The organism is Candidatus Brocadia sp. (assembly GCA_021646415.1).
Taxonomy (GTDB): domain Bacteria; phylum Planctomycetota; class Brocadiia; order Brocadiales; family Brocadiaceae; genus Brocadia.
This window is the reverse complement of sequence record SOEU01000018.1, coordinates 40,097-58,853: the sequence shown is the minus strand read 5'-3', so window position 1 is coordinate 58,853 and position 18,757 is coordinate 40,097. Positions and strand designations below refer to the sequence as shown.

18 protein-coding genes are annotated in these 18,757 nt (G+C 42.7%); all 18 read left to right on the top strand.

Annotated features, from left to right (window positions below; translation table 11 throughout):
- Window positions 1-184: 184 nt before the first annotated feature.
- The 18 genes from E3K36_13640 (at window position 185) to E3K36_13555 (ending at window position 18,652) form a co-directional block, all read left to right on the top strand.
- Entirely contained in the window at window positions 185-2,332 is a 2,148-nt protein-coding gene (locus tag E3K36_13640) for a hypothetical protein (protein MCF6156251.1), read from the top strand.
- Between the two features lie 56 nt (window positions 2,333-2,388).
- Window positions 2,389-2,736, top strand: a complete 348-nt coding sequence (locus tag E3K36_13635) for a four helix bundle protein (protein MCF6156250.1) — start codon at window positions 2,389-2,391, stop codon at window positions 2,734-2,736.
- A 63-nt stretch (window positions 2,737-2,799) separates the two neighbouring features.
- A complete protein-coding gene (locus E3K36_13630; protein MCF6156249.1) occupies window positions 2,800-4,146 on the top strand; it encodes a hypothetical protein in 1,347 nt (448 codons plus the stop codon).
- 176 nt (window positions 4,147-4,322) lie between these two features.
- Complete coding sequence (locus E3K36_13625) at window positions 4,323-4,589, top strand: carboxypeptidase regulatory-like domain-containing protein (protein ID MCF6156248.1); 267 nt, start codon at window positions 4,323-4,325, stop codon at window positions 4,587-4,589.
- Between the two features lie 394 nt (window positions 4,590-4,983).
- Window positions 4,984-6,369: an argininosuccinate lyase gene (gene argH, locus E3K36_13620; GenBank protein MCF6156247.1), complete on the top strand. Its 1,386-nt coding sequence runs from the start codon at window positions 4,984-4,986 to the stop codon at window positions 6,367-6,369.
- A gap of 17 nt (window positions 6,370-6,386) precedes the next feature.
- Window positions 6,387-7,676, top strand: a complete 1,290-nt coding sequence (gene lysA / locus E3K36_13615; protein ID MCF6156246.1) for a diaminopimelate decarboxylase — start codon at window positions 6,387-6,389, stop codon at window positions 7,674-7,676.
- 12 nt (window positions 7,677-7,688) lie between these two features.
- A complete protein-coding gene (locus E3K36_13610) occupies window positions 7,689-8,330 on the top strand; it encodes a bifunctional precorrin-2 dehydrogenase/sirohydrochlorin ferrochelatase (protein MCF6156245.1) in 642 nt (213 codons plus the stop codon).
- Window positions 8,331-8,486: 156 nt separating this feature from the next.
- Window positions 8,487-9,380, top strand: a complete 894-nt coding sequence (locus E3K36_13605) for a 4Fe-4S dicluster domain-containing protein (protein ID MCF6156244.1) — start codon at window positions 8,487-8,489, stop codon at window positions 9,378-9,380.
- 4 nt (window positions 9,381-9,384) lie between these two features.
- Complete coding sequence (locus E3K36_13600; protein MCF6156243.1) at window positions 9,385-9,810, top strand: hypothetical protein; 426 nt, start codon at window positions 9,385-9,387, stop codon at window positions 9,808-9,810.
- 28 nt (window positions 9,811-9,838) lie between these two features.
- Window positions 9,839-10,792: a cysteine synthase family protein gene (locus tag E3K36_13595; GenBank protein MCF6156242.1), complete on the top strand. Its 954-nt coding sequence runs from the start codon at window positions 9,839-9,841 to the stop codon at window positions 10,790-10,792.
- Window positions 10,777-11,244, top strand: a complete 468-nt coding sequence (locus tag E3K36_13590; protein ID MCF6156241.1) for a M67 family peptidase — start codon at window positions 10,777-10,779, stop codon at window positions 11,242-11,244. The genes E3K36_13595 and E3K36_13590 overlap by 16 nt, the downstream gene beginning before the upstream one ends.
- Before the next feature lie 95 nt (window positions 11,245-11,339).
- On the top strand, window positions 11,340-11,585 hold the full coding sequence (locus E3K36_13585) for a sulfurtransferase TusA family protein (GenBank protein ID MCF6156240.1): 246 nt from the start codon (window positions 11,340-11,342) through the stop codon (window positions 11,583-11,585).
- A 174-nt stretch (window positions 11,586-11,759) separates the two neighbouring features.
- The gene (locus E3K36_13580) at window positions 11,760-12,278 is read left to right on the top strand and encodes a ubiquinol-cytochrome c reductase iron-sulfur subunit (GenBank protein ID MCF6156239.1); all 519 of its coding nucleotides are present in this window, start codon (window positions 11,760-11,762) and stop codon (window positions 12,276-12,278) included.
- A gap of 45 nt (window positions 12,279-12,323) precedes the next feature.
- The gene (locus E3K36_13575; protein ID MCF6156238.1) at window positions 12,324-14,081 is read left to right on the top strand and encodes an FAD-dependent oxidoreductase; all 1,758 of its coding nucleotides are present in this window, start codon (window positions 12,324-12,326) and stop codon (window positions 14,079-14,081) included.
- A gap of 65 nt (window positions 14,082-14,146) precedes the next feature.
- The gene (locus E3K36_13570) at window positions 14,147-14,917 is read left to right on the top strand and encodes a DUF4405 domain-containing protein (GenBank protein ID MCF6156237.1); all 771 of its coding nucleotides are present in this window, start codon (window positions 14,147-14,149) and stop codon (window positions 14,915-14,917) included.
- Window positions 14,918-14,971: 54 nt separating this feature from the next.
- On the top strand, window positions 14,972-15,694 hold the full coding sequence (locus tag E3K36_13565) for a hypothetical protein (protein MCF6156236.1): 723 nt from the start codon (window positions 14,972-14,974) through the stop codon (window positions 15,692-15,694).
- A gap of 47 nt (window positions 15,695-15,741) precedes the next feature.
- A complete protein-coding gene (locus E3K36_13560; protein MCF6156235.1) occupies window positions 15,742-16,833 on the top strand; it encodes a hypothetical protein in 1,092 nt (363 codons plus the stop codon).
- A 73-nt stretch (window positions 16,834-16,906) separates the two neighbouring features.
- Entirely contained in the window at window positions 16,907-18,652 is a 1,746-nt protein-coding gene (locus E3K36_13555; GenBank protein ID MCF6156234.1) for a hydroxylamine oxidoreductase, read from the top strand.
- Window positions 18,653-18,757 lie beyond the last annotated feature (105 nt).

Genomic DNA, 18,757 nt, shown 5'->3' with positions numbered 1-18,757 from the left:
GACGAATGATGAGGATCGCTGTCATCATTGCAAAGAGAAATCTTACGATGTCAAAATTCCTCATATTCGTTCGGAGTGACAAGAAAGTCGTTGGTTTTTTGCCTTTTAAAACCCAACCTAATTAATAACCTGTAAGGGATGATATCGCTGTGAAAGTCAGAAAATTACTGCGAAATAAGGAATTATGAAATTACCCTGTAAAAAATATAAATGCATCCTTTTTTTACCCTTGTTTGTGCTGCCTTTCATAAGCTGTTCTACCGTATCACACATTGGTACGGATAACTGGCGTGATTATTTTGAGCCGGGTCACACGAAAGAAGAGATTGCCAGCGATTTTAATCTTCATCGGGGCAAGTGGTGGAACTATTACGTTCGTGGCCGATGGTTTGCCGGGAGTGGGTACTACGATGAGGCAGTTCAGGACTTTAAAAAGTCTATCAGTTTGCGAAGTAGAGACCAGCGCTCTGCCAGAAGCTACGGGCTTCATTTCTGGGAATACTTTGCCCACCGCGAACTGGGGATTGTTTATTACACCCAGGGCAAATACGAAGATGCCAAAAAGGAACTTGCAATATCTCTCTCCACTGCTGATTCCGCCAGGGCCACGTTTTATCTGAATAAATGCAATGAGGCTATCATAAAGATGACAAAAGCAGACCTGAAACCCCCGGAAATTAAGGTTACTTCTCATGTAAATGGTGCGGTTGTCAATACACCGATGGCAAAACTAAAAGGTGTTGCTACTGATGATTCTTATGTAAATGGCATGAGAATTCAGGGTGAAAGACTATTCATAGAACTTGCTGAAAAGGACCTTCCTTTTGACGAAATCATTTCTCTGCGTGCAGGAGAAAATGTTATCAGCCTGGAAGCAACAGACCTTTCAGGCAAGAGTATTTGGCAAGATTTCAAGCTTATCCTGGACATGCGCCCGCCGGTTCTCTATCTGGATGATATACAATTACACAAAAAAGGCGGCAAGGACATCGCCACCATTCAGGGGACTATTGAGGATGACCATGGCGTAAAACATCTCTCTATCAACAATACAGAGGTACCCCTTATCCCTGGTAAGGAAGTCAATTTTAAGCAGGATATTGTCTTGGCAAATCTGGACAAAATCTCGTTAAGGGTAATCGATATCGCAGGAAATGAAACAAAGGGCGAAGAGCCGATAGAAAAGAAGGCATCATTGTTATGGCCAGAAGACATACTAAATACCAGGAAATATACCAGCCATACAAACACACCAGCTATGATTGCATTCGGAAAAATAGACGGGCACACAGTTGCGAAATTGTTAGCTTCTCATGGAGAGGCTGCGTTACAACCGCCTTCCACGGCCCATTCTCCCCAGCCCATGAAAGATACGACTGCGGACAATATCCCTCCGGTAGTACATACAGATTTAAAACCTGCCGTTGTCCATGACGTAAACCTCTTCTTCAGCATGCATGCACACGATGACAGCGGCGTTGCCGGATTTTTCGTGAATCAACAACCGTTAGATATCCGTCCTGCGAAGCACGTCTTCTTCAATCATTTGTTAACTCTCAATGAAGGAGAAAATGCCGTAATTGTCAGGGCCGTTGATACTCAGGGAAATCAGACGCAACTTTCACCGGTAAAAATTACCAAAAAGACCTTCTATCTTCTCGAAGCGGATGCACGGTATACCGTTGCATTGCTCCCGTTAAGGACATTTGTAGAAAAAGAGGTTCCCCCGGAAACCCTCTATTCCATGTTACTCAGATCATTTGACGAAGAGCCGAAGAGATTTAACTTTGTGGAACGGGACCGGGCAAAACTGGAGGAAATTCTTCGTGAACAGAAAATCACCAGCACCGAACTTACATCTCCGGACACGGCCATAAAGGTCGGGAAGATCCGATCGGCAGAGGGCATGCTTTTTGGTTCTGTGGAAGAAGATTCCAAAGGCATTAACGTCACATTGCGACTTGTAGATACAGAGACAACACAGGTACTTGCCCAGGCCGATGTTTACGATGAGGATAAAAGTGCGGAAAATCTCGAATGGCTTATGCACGGTTTATCACTCAAGGTGAAACGGCAATTTCCTATGATACAGGGGGGTATTATCCGTGTTTCAGGGAACGGATTTCATATCGATACAGGCGCAACCAGTGGTCTTAAATTAGGAATGAAATTACTCTTATTCCGGGAGACAAAGGAAGGCGATTTTGTGCTCAAAGAACCACTGGATGCCATTGCCAGAATTGTGCAGGTACAACCTGAAACCTCATTTGCCAGAATAAGTAAGAAAGGTACCGGGAAGATAAAAAAGAAGGATCTTGTGATAACGAAATGAAATGGTTTCGAGTTTCGTGTTTAGGGTTTGGAGTTTGGAGTTGAGGAGATATTGATTTGGCTACAATCAGAAAGTTTGAGGATGTCGATGCATGGCAAAAAGCAAGAGAGTTTTCAAAAGAGAGTTACTCGATTACCAATAATGGATTAATTTCCAAAGATTATGACCTGAAAGGTCAAATGCGCCAGGCAAGTGGGTCCATAATGGATAATGTCGCGGAAGGCTTTGAAAGAGGCAGAAAAGGCGAGTTTATTCAGTTTCTTGGAATAGCGAAAGGATCCTGTGGCGAAGTCCGTTCTCAGTTATACAGAGCTTTAGACCAGGGATACATCAGCAAAATGATCAAGGGCTTAATAACCTATTTCAATAATACAGAAATAAAAGGCCAAAAATACAAGAAATAATCTAGCCCGAAACCCGAAACCCGAAACACTAAACTCTAAACTTGAAACCCGAGAGGTGTCTGAATGAGATTGAAACATAATATATTTATCTGTATCCTAATCCTTATACTATCAGGCAAAACCTCTTTTGCTCAATTGGCGCCTCCTTCCATTAATGCTGTCCCACTTCCTGTCGGTTCAGGTGCAAGGGCCTTAGGACAGGGTGGTGCCTTTATTGCCGTTGCCGATGATGCAACAGCGGCGTCATGGAATCCCAGTGGCTTAACACAACTCGAAAGACCGGAATTTTCCCTGGTAGACTCATTCTTATCCATACAGCAGGATTTCGATCCCGGCACTACTGGATTGTTATCACTTGATGATGAATCTGTATCCTCTGGCGATTTGAATTATGCCAGTGTTGCGTATCCATTCAGGATCTTTGGAAAAAATCTGGTTGCAGCCCTGAACTATCAGCAGAAATATGATTTTCACATGAGGTTTGACTATGATCGGATATTTGAGTCTTCAGGAGGCGAATTTATTGACAAACAATCAGTCGATTTTAAGTCAAGAGGTGGAATAGCTGCACTGACACCTGCAATCTCCCTGCAAGTAATACCCAAATTATCCATTGGGATAGCCGTAAATTTCTTTACCGATGAGCTTTTTGGAGACTTTGCCTGGAAAGAAACACTGCGAGCAAGAAGTGAGGGTTCGGTTTTTGGTAATGATTTTAGCAGGTCCTATGATGGGACCGAAACATTCAAAAATTTTCAGGCAGTAAACATAACGGCAGGTATGCTTCTGGAAGTATGGGAGAAGGAGGATAAACGCCTTACCTTTGGAGCCGTTTTCCATTCCCCGTATACGGCTGATGTGGATCGTGTTACAGATTCTTTTTCCGTTATCACTAATAGTACTGGGACAACGGTAGGATCAGGTCATATAAGGGAACACTTAGAGATAAATTATCCCATGTCATTTGGTGGCGGATTTGGTTTCCGTTACAGCGATGCACTGTCTTTTTCCATGGATGTGACGTGGACCGATTGGTCGGAGTTTGAGCAAGAGAATGAAGAAACTGGTGTAAAATCACGTCCGCTGGGTGGTGTATCAACCGACAGGGACATTGACGATACTTACGCTGTAAGGTTTGGCACGGAATACCTCATATTCAGGCAAAAGATGATTATCCCCGTCCGCGGAGGACTTTTTTATGACCCCCGGCCATCCCTGGATGATCCTACAGACGTATATGGATTTAGTGCAGGAAGCGGTATTACTTTCAAGAGATTCAGTATTGACGGTGCATATCAGTTTAGATGGGCAAACGACGTAGATGGAGAAGATTTCGGCAGGGGTCTTAAAGGAACTCATTTTGATCTCGACGAGCACCTGTTCCTGGTCTCCGTCATCGTGTACTTTTGATCTTTTTGAATTCAACATATTATTTGTAGGTGTTAATAAGTAGGTATGGGGTGTGTACCCTACTTTTATAAAAAAAAACAAGATTTTATAGGAGGTAACGATATGTTTAAGAGATAGGTATGCGCGCTTTTCTTGAGGTTATGGCTGTATATTAAAATTTCGAAAGGAGGAAAATCATGCCGCCGGGAACATTTTGGGGAAAAGTAACAAATAAAAATACTGGTGCAGGTATTTCTGGTGCGCAAATGGCTTTTGATGGTCCTACAGATGCTACGGTGAATAGAAATACCGATGGCAGTTATGTGAGTCCTTTATTGAATTCGGGTACTTACACAATAAGAGTTACAGCTTCGGGTTATCAAACAATAACTAACTCCGGAGTAAATTTACCTGAAGGTGGGTATGTACAGAAAAACTATCGGATGACGCCAACACCAGCGTAAATAGTCAGGAATGGTAGTGTCTTCCAAAGGTGCTTTTGACATTTTAGCAAAGAATCAACCCTGTCAGGGTTTTAAACCCTGACAGGGTTGACTCACGAATTTCGTGCTTCGGATTTTGTCTTTTCCGCCTCAACTTCCGATCTCTCAGGATTCTCAGCCTTCTCCAGCACACATAACCCGCCGGATTGTGGAACGACTGTAACTTTAATGCTTATCAGTTTGGTTTTTGAATTGTATTGACTAGACTGATGTATTTAGCTATAGTACGTAACTTAATTTTGTTCAGTAATATGCAGGCATGTCAGTCTTTATTTATTTTGCTGGCAGGAATCAGTTTCGCGAAAAGTTTAAATCATTGATCTTGAGAAATACGTTTGCAAAAAGACAGATTGATATGAAGCAAAAAAAACCATGGGGAGGGAGATTTACCAAGCAGACAGCGGCTTCGGTGGAGTTGTTTACTGAATCCGTTTCCTTCGACTGGCGACTCTATCAACATGACATTGAGGGAAGTATAGCCCATGCTACCATGCTTGCCAGGTGCAGGCTTATTACCGGGAAAGAAAAGGATGCGATAGTTAAGGGTCTGAAGGAAATTCTCGCTGAAATCGAATCCAACAAGTTCGAGTTCAAAAAGTCTCTTGAAGACGTTCATATGAACATTGAATCGGCATTGATTGAACGGATTGGCGATGCCGGCAAAAAGCTCCATACCGCCCGAAGCCGAAATGACCAGGTTGCCCTCGACCTGCGGCTCTGGGCACGCAATCAGACGCACGAAACGATAGGTCTCCTGACGGCATTACAAAGGGAATTCGTGAAAAAAGGGAAAACGTTTTTGGGGCAGATTATGCCGGGTTTTACCCACCTTCAACATGCCCAGCCGGTGCTGGTATCCCACTACTTGCTGGCATACGTGGAGATGCTGGAACGTGACAAGAAGCGGCTTCAGGATTGTTGTGTCCGGCTCAACAAATCACCGCTGGGTGCTTGTGCGCTTGCAGGGACAACGCTTCCAACCGATCCGATGTTTACGGCGAAAATGCTTGGTTTTGAAGGGGTTTGTGAAAACAGCATGGATGCCGTGAGTGACAGGGATTTCTGTGCTGAGTATGCGTTTTGCCTTTCCATGGTCGCCCTGCATCTCTCCCGTCTCTGCGAGGAATGGATTATCTGGTGCAACGATGAGGTGAAGTTTATCGAAATCAGTGATGCCTATTGCACGGGCTCCAGTATTATGCCCCAAAAAAAGAATCCCGATGTACTTGAGCTGATCCGGGGTAAATGTGGTCGCGTGTTTGGCCATTTGACGTCTTTGCTCACATTGCTCAAGGGATTGCCATTAACGTATAATCGTGACATGCAGGAGGATAAGATGGCGATATTTGATGCATCGGATACTGTTCAGACTTCGTTATCTGTTCTGGCTGAACTTGTGGCAAATACCAGTTTTCATGGTGAACGGATGATGCTGGCATGCGAGAAGGGATTTATTGATGCCACAGCATTGGCGGAGTACTTGGTCAAAAAGGGTATACCTTTCCGTATGGCCCACGAGATTGTCGGGAAGATCGTGCGGGAATGTATTCGGGTGCAATGCAGGTTGATGGACTTGCGATTGGAGAGTTTTAAGGCATTTTCTTCCGTCATAGAAAAGGATGTTTATAAAGTGCTGGGAGTAGAAAATTGTATCAAGAATTATAAAAGTTACGGTTCTACGGCACCGGGTTTTGTTAAAAAGCGTATTGCGTATTGGGGAAAAAAACTGAGTAAAGGATGAGAATGGGTAAATAGTCTATGGATGCTTTTGAATATAGGGGCAAGGCGCTCTTTTGTGAAAATGTAAAGATAGAAGATATTATTTCGGAGGTGGGAACTCCTGCCTATATCTATAGCAAAAATGCGATTTTATCACGTTTCCGCGAGTTAAAGACAGCCTTTCAGGATGTCGATGCGCTGATATGTTTTTCAGTAAAGTCCAATTCGAACCTCTCAATATGTAAGACATTGGCAGAGGAAGGATCGGGGTTTGATGTGGTTTCCGGCGGCGAGTTGTTTCGGGCAATCAAGGCCGGAGGCGACCCGTCTAAGATTGTATTTGCTGGTGTGGGGAAAACAGATAAGGAGATAAAATATGCCCTGGAGAATGACATTTTTATGTTTAATGTAGAATCGCAGGCAGAACTCGAGCATATTAATGCCCTGGCTGAGGAGGCGGGAAAAGTGCCGAGAGTAGCCTTGCGAATCAATCCTGACATCGATGCAAAAACACATGCGAAGACTACTACGGGAAAAAAGGAAAACAAGTTCGGTATCGATTTTACCGAAGCTGAAAGGATTATTAAACAATCTGCATCCTATCCGAACGTTGACCTGTGCGGGTTGCATGTGCACCTGGGCTCACCTATTTACACGGTTGACCCTTACGTGCGCGCCCTTAGGAAGGTCGTGAGGTTTGTTAAAAACTGCAGAGATGGGGGACTGGATATTGAGTTTATGAACATAGGGGGTGGCTATTGTATCTCATATACAGGTGAAAAAGTAATACGGCCGAAAGATTATGCATTAAAAATTCTCCCGCTGGTGAAGGAGATGCAATGTAATCTTATTCTGGAACCGGGGCGGTTCATTGTAGGGAATTCCGGGATTTTAGTTACCAGGGTAATTTATACAAAAGAGACCGTGCATGGTAAGAAATTTGTCATTTGTGATGCGGCTATGAACGATTTAATACGCCCTGCACTTTACGATGCATTTCACAGGATATGGCCGGTAAATACGAATATAAAGATGCCAGAGGCGGAAAATCCTGGTAAATCCCCGGTAAAAACGGGTATGGATTTGGTAGATATTGTAGGTCCGGTTTGTGAGAGTAGCGATGTCTTTGCGGCCAATAGGGCTCTGCCCAGGGTAAAAGGGGGGGATTTATTGACAATATTCAGTGCCGGTGCGTATGGTTTTTCGATGAGTTCCAGTTACAATTCCCGCCCACGCCCATGTGAAGTGCTTGTGGATGGCAATCAGTATCGTATTATCAGAAAACGAGAGACATACGAAGATTTAGTCAGAGGTGAAAACTTTACATAGAGCTTTGATACGATGGCAAAATATTATCCGGTATTTCTGAATATTCAGGATAAGAGGTGTGTGGTGGTGGGTGGTGGTAATGTTGCCTGGCGCAAGGTATGTAGCCTGAAAGATGCCGGCGCAAAGGTAACAGTAGTGTCTCCCGAATTTTGTCCTGAACTTGAGAAAGAAACAGGGATTGAACGAGTTCAACAGGAATATGACGCAAAGTTTCTGAAAGGAGCGGTACTCGTCGTTGCTTCTACGGATGATGGTGCGGTGAACAAAATGATTTATTCCGATGCCATCGAAAGGGGAATCCTGGTAAATGTTGTCGACAAACCGGAATTTTGTTCTTTCATTGTGCCTTCATCTGTTATGCGGGGCGATCTCTGCATTAGCATCTCAACGGGGGGGGCAAGCCCTGCTTTAGCCCGTAATATAAGGGAATTTCTGGAAAAACAGTTTGGAGATGAGTATGGTGAATTTACAAAGCTTTTATCAGAGATGCGGCGAAAGATACTTTCCGAAGTAAAAGAAGAATCTGTAAGACGAGATATATTACAGCGAATTGCCGGGCTTGATATGCTTGAGCTTATTAAGGAAAAAGGTGTGTTAGAGGCAAAAAAGAAGATGTTCGAGATCGTATCTGAAAAAATTTCGAAAGATAATTAAGTCGACAATGTCTATAGACTTCTTTTTTCTTGCAAGATTTTTGGTGAATTGTTAATATAAAAATTAATAATTATGTTGGTTTTTGCTTTATGTAATTGGCGTTTTGCTAATTGTTTATAAAAACAGTGAGTTATACCAAAAATGTTAGGAGTTTGAATGGCGGAAAAGACTGTGACACAAAGAATTGATCTTAATGAATTGAAATCCGGTGGTTTTATAAAACAGACACAAAAGGACCTCTTTACTGTACGGTTAAAGGTTCCTGGCGGGAGGATTACCCCTGAAAAGCTGTTGAAAATTGCAGAGGTTGCGAAGAAATACAGCCGTCTCGGGTATTGTCACTTGAGTTTCAGACAGTCGGTGGAGATCATTGGTGTTCATATTAATGACTTCGATGCGGTGGTGAAAGAATTGGCAGCGGTGGGGCAGAAAGTGGCCTCCTGCGGCCCCAGGGTTCGGGTACCGACGGCGTGTGGCGGCTGTGAGTATAATCCCAATGGAATTATGGATACACAGTCCAAGGCGTTAGAGGTAGACGAAAAGTTTTTTGGCACTCCCTGCCCTCATAAATTTAAAATGGGATTTTCCGGCTGTCCGATAGATTGTACAAGGACAAGGGAGATGGATCTTGGGTTTCAGGGAGTAGTTTATCCGGTGTGGAGCAAAGATCTATGTAACGGCTGTACCTTATGTGCTAAGGCCTGCCAGGAGGGTGCAATTGTCTCTGATAAAGAGGGTAGGCCAATGTTTGATGAATCGAAATGTGTCTATTGCGGTGATTGTATCAGGGCTTGTCCAACGGATGCCTGGAAGGACAAGAAGAAAGGCTGGTTAGTGCGTGTGGGTGGAAAACATGGACGACACCCGCGGGAGGCAAATGAGGTAGCAAATTTTTTACCCGATAATAAAGTAAACGATTTTATTGATGCAACGGTAAAATGGTATAAAGAGAACGGTAAGCCGAAAGAAAGAATCGGTTCCTGTATAGACCGCGTAGGTTTGGAAAAGTTCAGGAAAGAAGTCGTGGGTACGTTGGTAAAATCCTCGTAAGGGTATTCGCGTGAAGGATAAAAAAAAGTTCGTCATCTTTGCTCATGGCGGTACCTATGATAAACTCTATCAGATCATTACTCTGGCTATAACAGCAGCATCGATGGGAAGAGAAACGTATATTTTTCTCTTTTTTTGGGCGTTGAAGAGGTTTGTGAATGAAGAGTTTGATGTTACAAGACTATCTGCTGAATATGGTGAAGAGGGGGAGAGGTTGTCAAAACGGATGCAGGAGATCAATCCCATTTCACTCAAAGAACTCCTCCGCGATGTAAGAGCTATGGGGAATTTAAAGGTTTATGCATGCACAGGGGCTGTGAAGCTGATGGAGTTGGAAGAATCCGTTGTCAGATCAAGGGTTGATGATATACTGGGGTTAACTACCCTTTTGGAAATAGCTGATGGTGCAGAAACGCAGTTATTTATATGAAGAAAGATAAGGTAACATCGTGACAAGTATCGTGACAAAGGGAAAGGGTACGAAATACATCCCGAAGAATCCTTCTCATACTTCAATTTTGGATAAAATTGGAAATACTCCCTTATTAAAGATCAATAGAATTACAAAAGGATTAAGAAATAAGGATGTTGGAGTTTATGCTAAGGCAGAATGGTTTAATCCAGGTGGATCGGTAAAGGATCGGCCTGCATTGCGGATTATAGAAGAGGCGGAGAAATCAGGCAGGCTAAACCACGATAAAATTATCATAGACTCAACTTCCGGAAATACCGGTATTGCCTATGCTCTCATTGGTGCCTCGAAAGGATATAAAGTGACTCTGGTGATGCCTTTGAACGTCAGTGAGGAAAGGAAGAGAATTGTACGTGCCTTCGGCGCTGCCATGGTGTTCACGGATCCATTACTGGGTTCTGATGGTGCCATGTTAGAGGCGAAAAGAATAGTAAATGAAGAGCCATCAAGGTATTTTTATGCAGATCAGTATAATAACCCTGCGAATTGGAGGGTACATTTTGAAACAACAGGTGTGGAGATATGGGAACAAACGGCAGGTAGGGTGACTCATTTTATTGCATCTTTGGGTACAAGCGGTACCCTTATGGGTACGGGGCGGCGTCTGAAGGAATACAATCCTGATATTCAGGTGATAGCAGTTGAGCCAGCCACTCCTATTCATGGATTAGAAGGTATGAAGCATATGGCGACTTCAATTGTCCCGGGTATTTATGATGACCATTTTCCCGATAGAAAGATCGCAGTAGAGACAGAAGATGCCTACGAGGCTGTTAAGAGGCTTGCGGCCGAAGAGGGATTTTTTGTGGGGTACTCTTCAGGTGCTGCGCTTGTTGCATCGTTGAAGATTGCGGGTGAAATTGAGAAGGGTACAATTGTTACGGTTTTCCCCGATAGAGGTGATCGGTATTTGAGCACAAGTTTTTGGGCAGGTGTGTAACTAAAAGGTTCGCTGGAAAATGTGAGGAGTTGACGGCCTTGCTGTGTATCGGTAATGATAAGCTCACGGAGATAGTGGAACAGGTAAAGAAGAGCTACCCCTTGGAATGTTGTGGATTATTACTTGGGACAAATACATCTGAAAAAAAGGTGGTTGAAGTCCGTCCTGTACAAAATAAAAATTTTCAAAGAGCACATGACAGATATGTCATAGAGCGTGGAGACTTTGAAAGAGTTGATAGGGAAGCTGTGAAAAATGGTTTGCAAATCATAGGTGTTTATCATTCTCATCCTGACCATCCAGCCATTCCATCAATATATGATGCTGAGCATGCCTGTTCCTGGTTTTCGTATATAATTGTTGCTATAGAGAATGGCGAAAAGATTGATATTAAGTCATGGGTTTTTGATGAAGAAAAGAAACAGTTTAAAGAAGAAGGAATAAATTCATAATTGGATCGTAGTTTTATTTCGTCCCAACGGGTAAGATTGTTAAATAAGAGAGCGGCAGGGCAAAACTATAAACAAAACGTTTTGGAGTTTTATAAATGGCAGAAGATGGAAAGATTGTTCCAGACGATCGGATTGACTTAAGGGGTGTACTTTGTCCGATTAATTTTGTGAAAACAAAATTAAAGCTGGAGATGCTGGATTCCGGCCAGATTTTGGAGGTAATACTTGATGATGGTGAACCGATAAGAAGCGTTCCCCGGAGTGTGAAAGAAGAGGGCCATAAAATCATAAAGGTAGAAAATATGGAAAACGCGTATCGGTTATTGATAAAAAAAGCATAAAAACACAAATATATTGTATCTATTGATAAATTATCCTTGACTTTTCTCATTGATAAATATAATATTCGCCATTCGTAAAACGATGGAAGATATTTTCGGTTGTAAAGAAGGAATTTGTACGCAAAGCCCAGAGAAAATAAGGGGTTTGAAAGGTTTTTAAGGTAGGAGGTTGTTATGGAAATAAAGGAAAAGAATCAAAACTACACATCAGAAAAAGAAAGGGGGATTTGGTTTACTTTCTCCCGGAGGAGCATTTTGACTTTAGCTGGTTGGGGTTTGTTTTTTGTCACAATAGGGGCGTATTTATCACAAATTTTGGGGTATAAAGGTTTTTTTTATCCGAAAGTGCTTTATGAACCTTCACCGAGGTTCTCTGTCGGGGATCCCAAGTCGTTTCCGGAAAATTCAGTGACAACATTAAAATCAAGGAAGATATTTGTCGTCCGTGATGGCAATAGTTTTAAAGCACTTTCTGTCGTATGCCAGCACCTGGGGTGTGCAGTAGAATTCTCGAAGGAAAAGAATATCTTTGAGTGCCCCTGTCACGGAAGTAAATACTATCGGAACGGTGTAAACTTTGCAGGACCAGCCCCCAGACCTTTGAATCATTTTGAAATTGTTTTAGATGATAGTGGCAAGTTAGTTGTTGATACCAGCAAAATCGTCCCTCTTGAAACGGAGTTAGTTGTGTAATGTAAAAATATTAATTAAAGATTTTTTAGAAAGTTAGTGTGTTTTATGAATCAAGCTACTATACCAAAAAAAGGAATAAGAGCGCTTCTAGATCTGGATTGGTTACAACAAAATATTCGCTGCCAGCATCGATGTCCCGCCCATATGGATGTACCCGGCTATATCCGTCTGATTAGTCAGGGTAAATATGAAGATTCCTATAAATTGATGAAAGAAACCAATCCCTTTCCTGCCGTTTGTGGATATGTATGTCCCCACCCTTGTGAGTCCAAATGTAAACGCGGTGATTTTGATAGACCTATAGCAATAGATGCATTAAAGAGGTTTGTTACAGACTATATCTTTAAGAACAAGATACGGATTCCACCGCCAAATGTAAAGCAAAGAGAAGAAAAAGTTGCCGTGATTGGTGCCGGTCCTGCAGGTTTGACGGCTGCGTATGACCTTGCAGGGATGGGTTACAGAGTGACGGTTTTTGAAAAGGAGTCCCAGGTTGGTGGTATGATGATGTGGGCTATCCCATCGTACAGGTTACCGCGTGAGCAGATAATGTTTGATGTAAGTCATATTCTGGCGCGGGGCGTTGAGATAAAGACAAATACTCCTATTGGAGGCCCAGGAAAAACGATTCCTGATTTGTTCAGGGAAGGATATAAGGCCGTATTTATAGCAGTTGGTGCACAAAAGGGAAAAAGGCTTGAAATTCCAGGAGAAGAAGGCACCGTGGGTGTTATGGATTGTCTGGAATTCCTGAAAAATGTTAATGATGGTGATACACGAAGTCCGGGGAAAAAGGTTGCAGTCATTGGTGGAGGAAATTCTGCAATAGATGCTGTTAGAACAGCCAAACGGTTGGGCCAGGAGGCGTTTATTGTTTATAGGAGAACCCGTGAAGAGATGCCCGCGTTGTCTTGGGAAATAGAAGAGGCAGAGCATGAAGGCGTCCGGTTTCATTTCTTGTCGGCGCCAATCAGGGTAATTGCTGAAAATGGAAGGGTAAAGGCCCTGGAATGCATTAAAATGAGGCTTGGTAAGCCCGATAGTACCGGACGAAGGAGGCCTGAACCAATTCCCAATTCTGAATTTATGCTGGAAACAGATTGTATCATTACTGCCATCAGTCAGGAAGCCGACCTCAAATTTCTTGGAGATGGTCACGGGATAAACGTTACAAAATGGGGAACGATTACCGTTGATGATAACCTCTTGACCAATAAGGAAGGCATTTTTGCCGGTGGTGACGTAACACTTGGTCCAAGTACAATTATTGAATGTATTGCACAAGGACACACTGCCGCGAAATCTATCGATAAGTATATCAGAGGAGAAGAGATTCAAGAACCTAAGAAGAAGGTCTGGGTTACGCTTTTGGATGGTGAATTTAATTTGCGGGAAGAAAATTTTGATGCTGTGCCCCGTCAAAACATGGAAATGCTCCCCGTGGGGGAGAGGGAGGGCACATTTAATTTGGTAGAGCTCGGTCTTAGCGAAGACCAGGCAAGGATAGAAGCTTTGCGTTGCCTGAAGTGCGACCTGAGCATCAATGTGGAGACAAATGAGTGTATCCTTTGCGGCCGATGCAGTATGGTATGCCCTGTGGGTGCACTGAAACAGGTGGATGTGAGTGACGAAAACAAAGAGTATCGTCCTTTTGTTAGCAAAGATGGCATTGTAATAAAATATACCGATGTTTGTATTCGATGTGGAAATTGTAAGGATTGTCCCGTAAACGTGATAACTTTAAAGCGTGTGCTTTGGAAGCCTAACGAAGAAATAAATAAGACATTAGAAAGGGAGGAATAGGAGGATAATTTTTAATATGAGGGGAGGAAATAGTAAAAAAGGAAAACGGAGAAAGGAATGTTCAAATGAAACTGATTCCTGAATTAAAAAAGAAAATTACGGACAATGAAATTTGGAGATCTGTATTTCGCCACGGTTACACAGACACCCCGAGGAACAGGGCTCTTCAGATTATAAGCAACGTATGGTTGCATTTGCACCCGGCAAAAGTTCGGGAGCATGGTACGAAGATCCGTTTTACCTGGTGTATGGGGGGGATTACGTTTTTTATATTCCTCTTTGAGGCAATAACAGGAATTCTGTTAATGTTTTATTATGTTCCCGATGTGAACAGGGCTTATGCAGATATTGTGGATTTGATGTATGTAGTACCATTTGGCAGGTTTTTAAGAAATTCTCATCGCTGGGGCGCTCATGCGATGGTTATTACGGTAAGTATACACATGTTCAGGGTGTTTTTAACAGGTTCGTATAAACCGCCAAGGCAGTTTAATTGGGTAGTTGGAGTGTTCTTGTTGGTTCTCACATTCCTGTTGAGTTTTACAGGGTATTTGTTGCCCTGGGATCAACTTGGATATTGGGCTATTACGGTTGGCACGAATATGGCTCGCGCAACACCCTTTTTGGGTCATGAGGGGCCATTTTCATACATTTTAGGAATGAGACCTGATAATGATATTCGCTTTGCTTTGTTAGGTGGAACGTTGATTGAAGCTCCTGCCTTATTGCGTGCGTATGTGTGGCATTGTATTGGAATACCGGTAGTGGCTTCAGCTTTGATGATGGTTCATTTCTGGAGAGTACGTAAAGACGGTGGTATCTCTGGTCCCTTGTGATGTTTGGAAAAGTTTTGTCATAATCTATCGAAGATATTTCTGAGGAGTGGTTCCATGGAAGTTAGGCAGGAAAAGAAAGGATTAGTCGAATTTAAAGACGACAAGGTGTTTGCATGGCCCACCCTGGTTGCTAAGGAGTTTTTAGCTGCTATTTTTGTTACGGTAGGGCTGCTTTTTTATTCGTATTTTGTGGATGCGCCTTTGAGGGAATTGTCGAATCCCGGACAAGCAGAAAACCCCGCAAAGGCTCCCTGGTACTTTCTCGGTTTACAAGAAGCGTTGGTTTATTTTGACCCATGGTATGCCGGCGTTGTACTGCCAAGCATAATTATTCTAGGTCTGATTCTTATTCCGTATTTGGATAATAACCCAAAAGGGAATGGCTACTATACGTTTAAAGAGAGAAAATTCGCTGTAACAACGTTTGTTTTTGGCTATATTTTCTGGTACGTCCTTATATATATTGGGACAGCACTGAGGGGGCCATTTTGGTCCTTTTTTTGGCCTTGGGAAGAATGGACGCATGATTTTCCTACACCCCCTCCGATGCATGATTTGCCATTGCCTTTGGGAATAATTCTTCTGGGGGGGTTTTATTTCTTAGGATTGACACTCCCTGCACTTGTGAAAAGAGATTTTTTCCTAAAGCTTGGTGTTATTCGCTATTCTCTTACGATGGGCTTGCTTTTGACCATGATTGGAACTGTGATTAAAATGTTTTTTAGGCTGGCGTTCAATGTGAAATACATTATTGCAACGCCTTGGATCAACATATGAATTCTCTTTTGAGAACTGAAAATGGATATTTCCAGAACGGGTGAAATATGAGTGTACAAAGATTTATCTTTTTTGTTTTGAGTGCCTTGTTTTTTTTAGCCACAGTTATATGGCTTAAAGATGAAATTAGTCCAAAGTGGATGAAGTATCAGAGGGAGTATTATGAAGAGCAAGCGGCAAAGGTTGGGAGGGATTTTGAGGCGGCTACTTCTGCAAAAGAGAAAGAGTTATTGGGAAAGCGTCTGGCATCTTTAAAGAGGCCTGTTTATGAAATTAAGCAAATACTTTTAAAAGGTGAATACAGCTGGGATAAGCAACAAAACGGGGACAAAGTAGACAGATGTATGACCTGTCACATTGATGAAGAAAAGCTGAAGGTTGCCCATCCTGGCGTAAAGGATTTCCCCTTTGACATTTATGGGTGTACTGTATGTCACGGTGGTATCGGGCGGGCGCTAAGTGAAGAAATGGCTCATGAAGGGATGTATTATCATAAGAGACAAATGGAACTCAGGGTAACTTCTGCTGAAGCAATGTTCGAGTTCTGGAGTGAACTTGCGACGTTGACGCCTGAGGAAAGTGACCCAAATCAAAGGATTGAGATGGGGGATTTTAAAAAGTACAGTATCACTGGTGATAAGGCGATATATGTGGGTAGCCAAAAGTGTCTCAAGTGCCACACAGGGTTAACTTCTCCTCATGTAGAAAGGTGGCAAAGGATCAAATTCAAGACTTTTGAACATGTAAAAAATGCCCCTGATTATATCGCTGGAAACGAGGCGTATCGGAAGACTTGTCTAAAGTGTCATACGACAGGTTATGATGAGGTAACAGGAAAATATTCTGAAGAGGGAGTCACCTGTGAGGCATGTCATGGTGCGGGAGAAGTGTTTAGTTATTTTATGGAGATAGGGAAGGCTCCAGAAGGACAAAAGATTGCTAAGGTAGGAACGTTTGGAACGCCTTATAATGTATGTGGACCTTGTCATCATACAAGGAATCATGAGATGAGATTGAGATTTTTCAAGGAGCGGGGTTATCCTGACGAGTGGTTTTTCCCACAGCATACGACTCCGTATAAAACGAGTTTTTCGGAGAAAGGTGAATCTGCATCAAAGCCGCTGCCAAAAATTCAATGAAAAAAAGTCAAACTTTATCAGAAAATTATGTTATTAAAAAACAATTGCTGGTTTTGTGGGGAGGAGGCATAAAATGAAGCTGTTGAAATTGGGCGCGATTTTACTCGTTGCCCCTTTAATGTGGAGTTTGCATGCAGGGAGCATACAGGCGCAGTCTGAAGCTGAGTTAAAAGAGATGCAAAAGAAGGCCACGAACTATTATGACATTTTGTATCCGACCGATACGCTCAAAGATTGGTTTACAAACAATGTTGGATTAGAAAAGGGCGCTGGTCCATGGCAAAACATATATAAGCCTGTACCTTTACAAATGTATTGGTTTCCGGTTAGGCATTATGTTAAACCGGAGGGGACATACTATGATCAATTGCTGGAAAGATACAAACCCACTGATTGTGTGGAATGCCATAGAGAAGTGACTCCGGGATTTGTGCATGATTGGGAGGAGTCCACCCATGCAAAACTAAGAAAAAATCCCCGGTTTGCGGAAAAAACACAACAGATAGAAAAACTGATCGGGAGGGAGCTTAAAGAGGTTACCTGTAGCGACTGTCATGGGAAGGATCATAAAGAGTTGCGTATGCCTACCCCGGATGTGTGTGGAGAATGTCATCCTCAGCAAACAACGGAATTTATGAGCGAAGTTGAACGTGGCCGGCCTAATCACGTTGAAGGTCTTCCCGCAAACGTGATTCCACCCTGGTATCCAGAGATGTTTCGCAGGGGATATCCAGCAGCACAGTTTGGTTGCGATCTTTGCCATGCCACAGACCGATGCAACATTTGTCACACTAGGCATAAGTTTGCAGCATCAGAAGGTAGAAGACCTGAGGCCTGTATGAGTTGTCATATGGGTTTTGACCACCCTGATGCGGAAACGTACGGTGAATCGAAGATGGGTTATATTTATCATCTGGAAGGGGAACACTGGGACTGGGAAAAACCACTGGCAGAAATAGTTCCGGGAAAGGATTATAGAACCCCAACCTGTCAGTTCTGCCATATGGACCAAGGAAACGGAAAATTTGCTCACAATCCTGTTACTAAAGGTGTATGGAGGATGGGAACGGTCCCCCCGAAAGGAATTGATTACAAGTCATCGTTAAAAGATTATCCTCATGGTGTTAATCTTCCGCCCTTAAATTATGCACTCGATATATATTCTCCTGAAAATAAGCAGAGATCTGAGCAGTGGGTGGCAGTATGCAGCAAATGTCATAGCCCCCGATTTGCGAGACTATATCGCGAGAACTTGAATGATTTCATGTTTGAGATGTGGAGATTACAGGACAGGGCGCAGGCTATATTGGATGATATAGTAGCGAATGATGCCTTTGAAGTACCAATTAAAGAGAGGGATATCTTCCCGCTTGGGGATATACTTGCTGATGCACTTGGCCCAGGATTGTTGGGAGAGGCTGTGTATAAGGCATTTAAGACAAAGGCTGGAAAAGTACCGGTTATTGGGCCTATACTGGGTTTGCATGGCTTGTTTGCGACAGGAAGAAATAACCCATCAGAGATCGAAATTACTTATGCCGATATGTGGTTTGGTGATAAAGCACACGCATACAAAGGTGTTGCTCATGGTCAACAGGATATTGCATGGTGGTATGGTGCTGCTAAGGTATACCAGAAGATCAACATATTGGAAAGTCAAGCCATTGCGCTAAAACATGGAAAGGAGCTTCATAATCTCTTAGAAGCAAAGGGAAGAAAAAATATTGCTGGTATTATAGGAAGTATTGTGGGTATCGTAGCGGTGCTCATGTTTGGTGCTGCCCTGTGGAAAAAGAAACGAGAAAACCGCCAGCAGTGAAAAATGTTATTATATTTTAACGAGTAGAAATAAAAAAGGCATCTTTTAAAAGATGCCTTTTTTATTTCATAAATAAGTGTAAATTTAAGACAGGTGCTGGAGAAA

Bases quoted from the DNA above. Each gene is read 5' to 3' on its own strand.
- E3K36_13640 (MCF6156251.1), top strand. From the start codon at position 185: ATGAAATTACCCTGTAAAAAATATAAATGCATCCTTTTTTTACCCTTG.
- E3K36_13630 (MCF6156249.1), top strand. From the start codon at position 2,800: ATGAGATTGAAACATAATATATTTATCTGTATCCTAATCCTTATACTA.
- E3K36_13625 (MCF6156248.1), top strand. From the start codon at position 4,323: ATGCCGCCGGGAACATTTTGGGGAAAAGTAACAAATAAAAATACTGGT.
- argH (MCF6156247.1), top strand. From the start codon at position 4,984: ATGAAGCAAAAAAAACCATGGGGAGGGAGATTTACCAAGCAGACAGCG.
- lysA (MCF6156246.1), top strand. From the start codon at position 6,387: ATGGATGCTTTTGAATATAGGGGCAAGGCGCTCTTTTGTGAAAATGTA.
- E3K36_13610 (MCF6156245.1), top strand. From the start codon at position 7,689: ATGGCAAAATATTATCCGGTATTTCTGAATATTCAGGATAAGAGGTGT.
- E3K36_13605 (MCF6156244.1), top strand. From the start codon at position 8,487: ATGGCGGAAAAGACTGTGACACAAAGAATTGATCTTAATGAATTGAAA.
- E3K36_13585 (MCF6156240.1), top strand. From the start codon at position 11,340: ATGGCAGAAGATGGAAAGATTGTTCCAGACGATCGGATTGACTTAAGG.
- E3K36_13580 (MCF6156239.1), top strand. From the start codon at position 11,760: ATGGAAATAAAGGAAAAGAATCAAAACTACACATCAGAAAAAGAAAGG.
- E3K36_13575 (MCF6156238.1), top strand. From the start codon at position 12,324: ATGAATCAAGCTACTATACCAAAAAAAGGAATAAGAGCGCTTCTAGAT.
- E3K36_13570 (MCF6156237.1), top strand. From the start codon at position 14,147: ATGAAACTGATTCCTGAATTAAAAAAGAAAATTACGGACAATGAAATT.
- E3K36_13565 (MCF6156236.1), top strand. From the start codon at position 14,972: ATGGAAGTTAGGCAGGAAAAGAAAGGATTAGTCGAATTTAAAGACGAC.
- E3K36_13560 (MCF6156235.1), top strand. From the start codon at position 15,742: ATGAGTGTACAAAGATTTATCTTTTTTGTTTTGAGTGCCTTGTTTTTT.
- E3K36_13555 (MCF6156234.1), top strand. From the start codon at position 16,907: ATGAAGCTGTTGAAATTGGGCGCGATTTTACTCGTTGCCCCTTTAATG.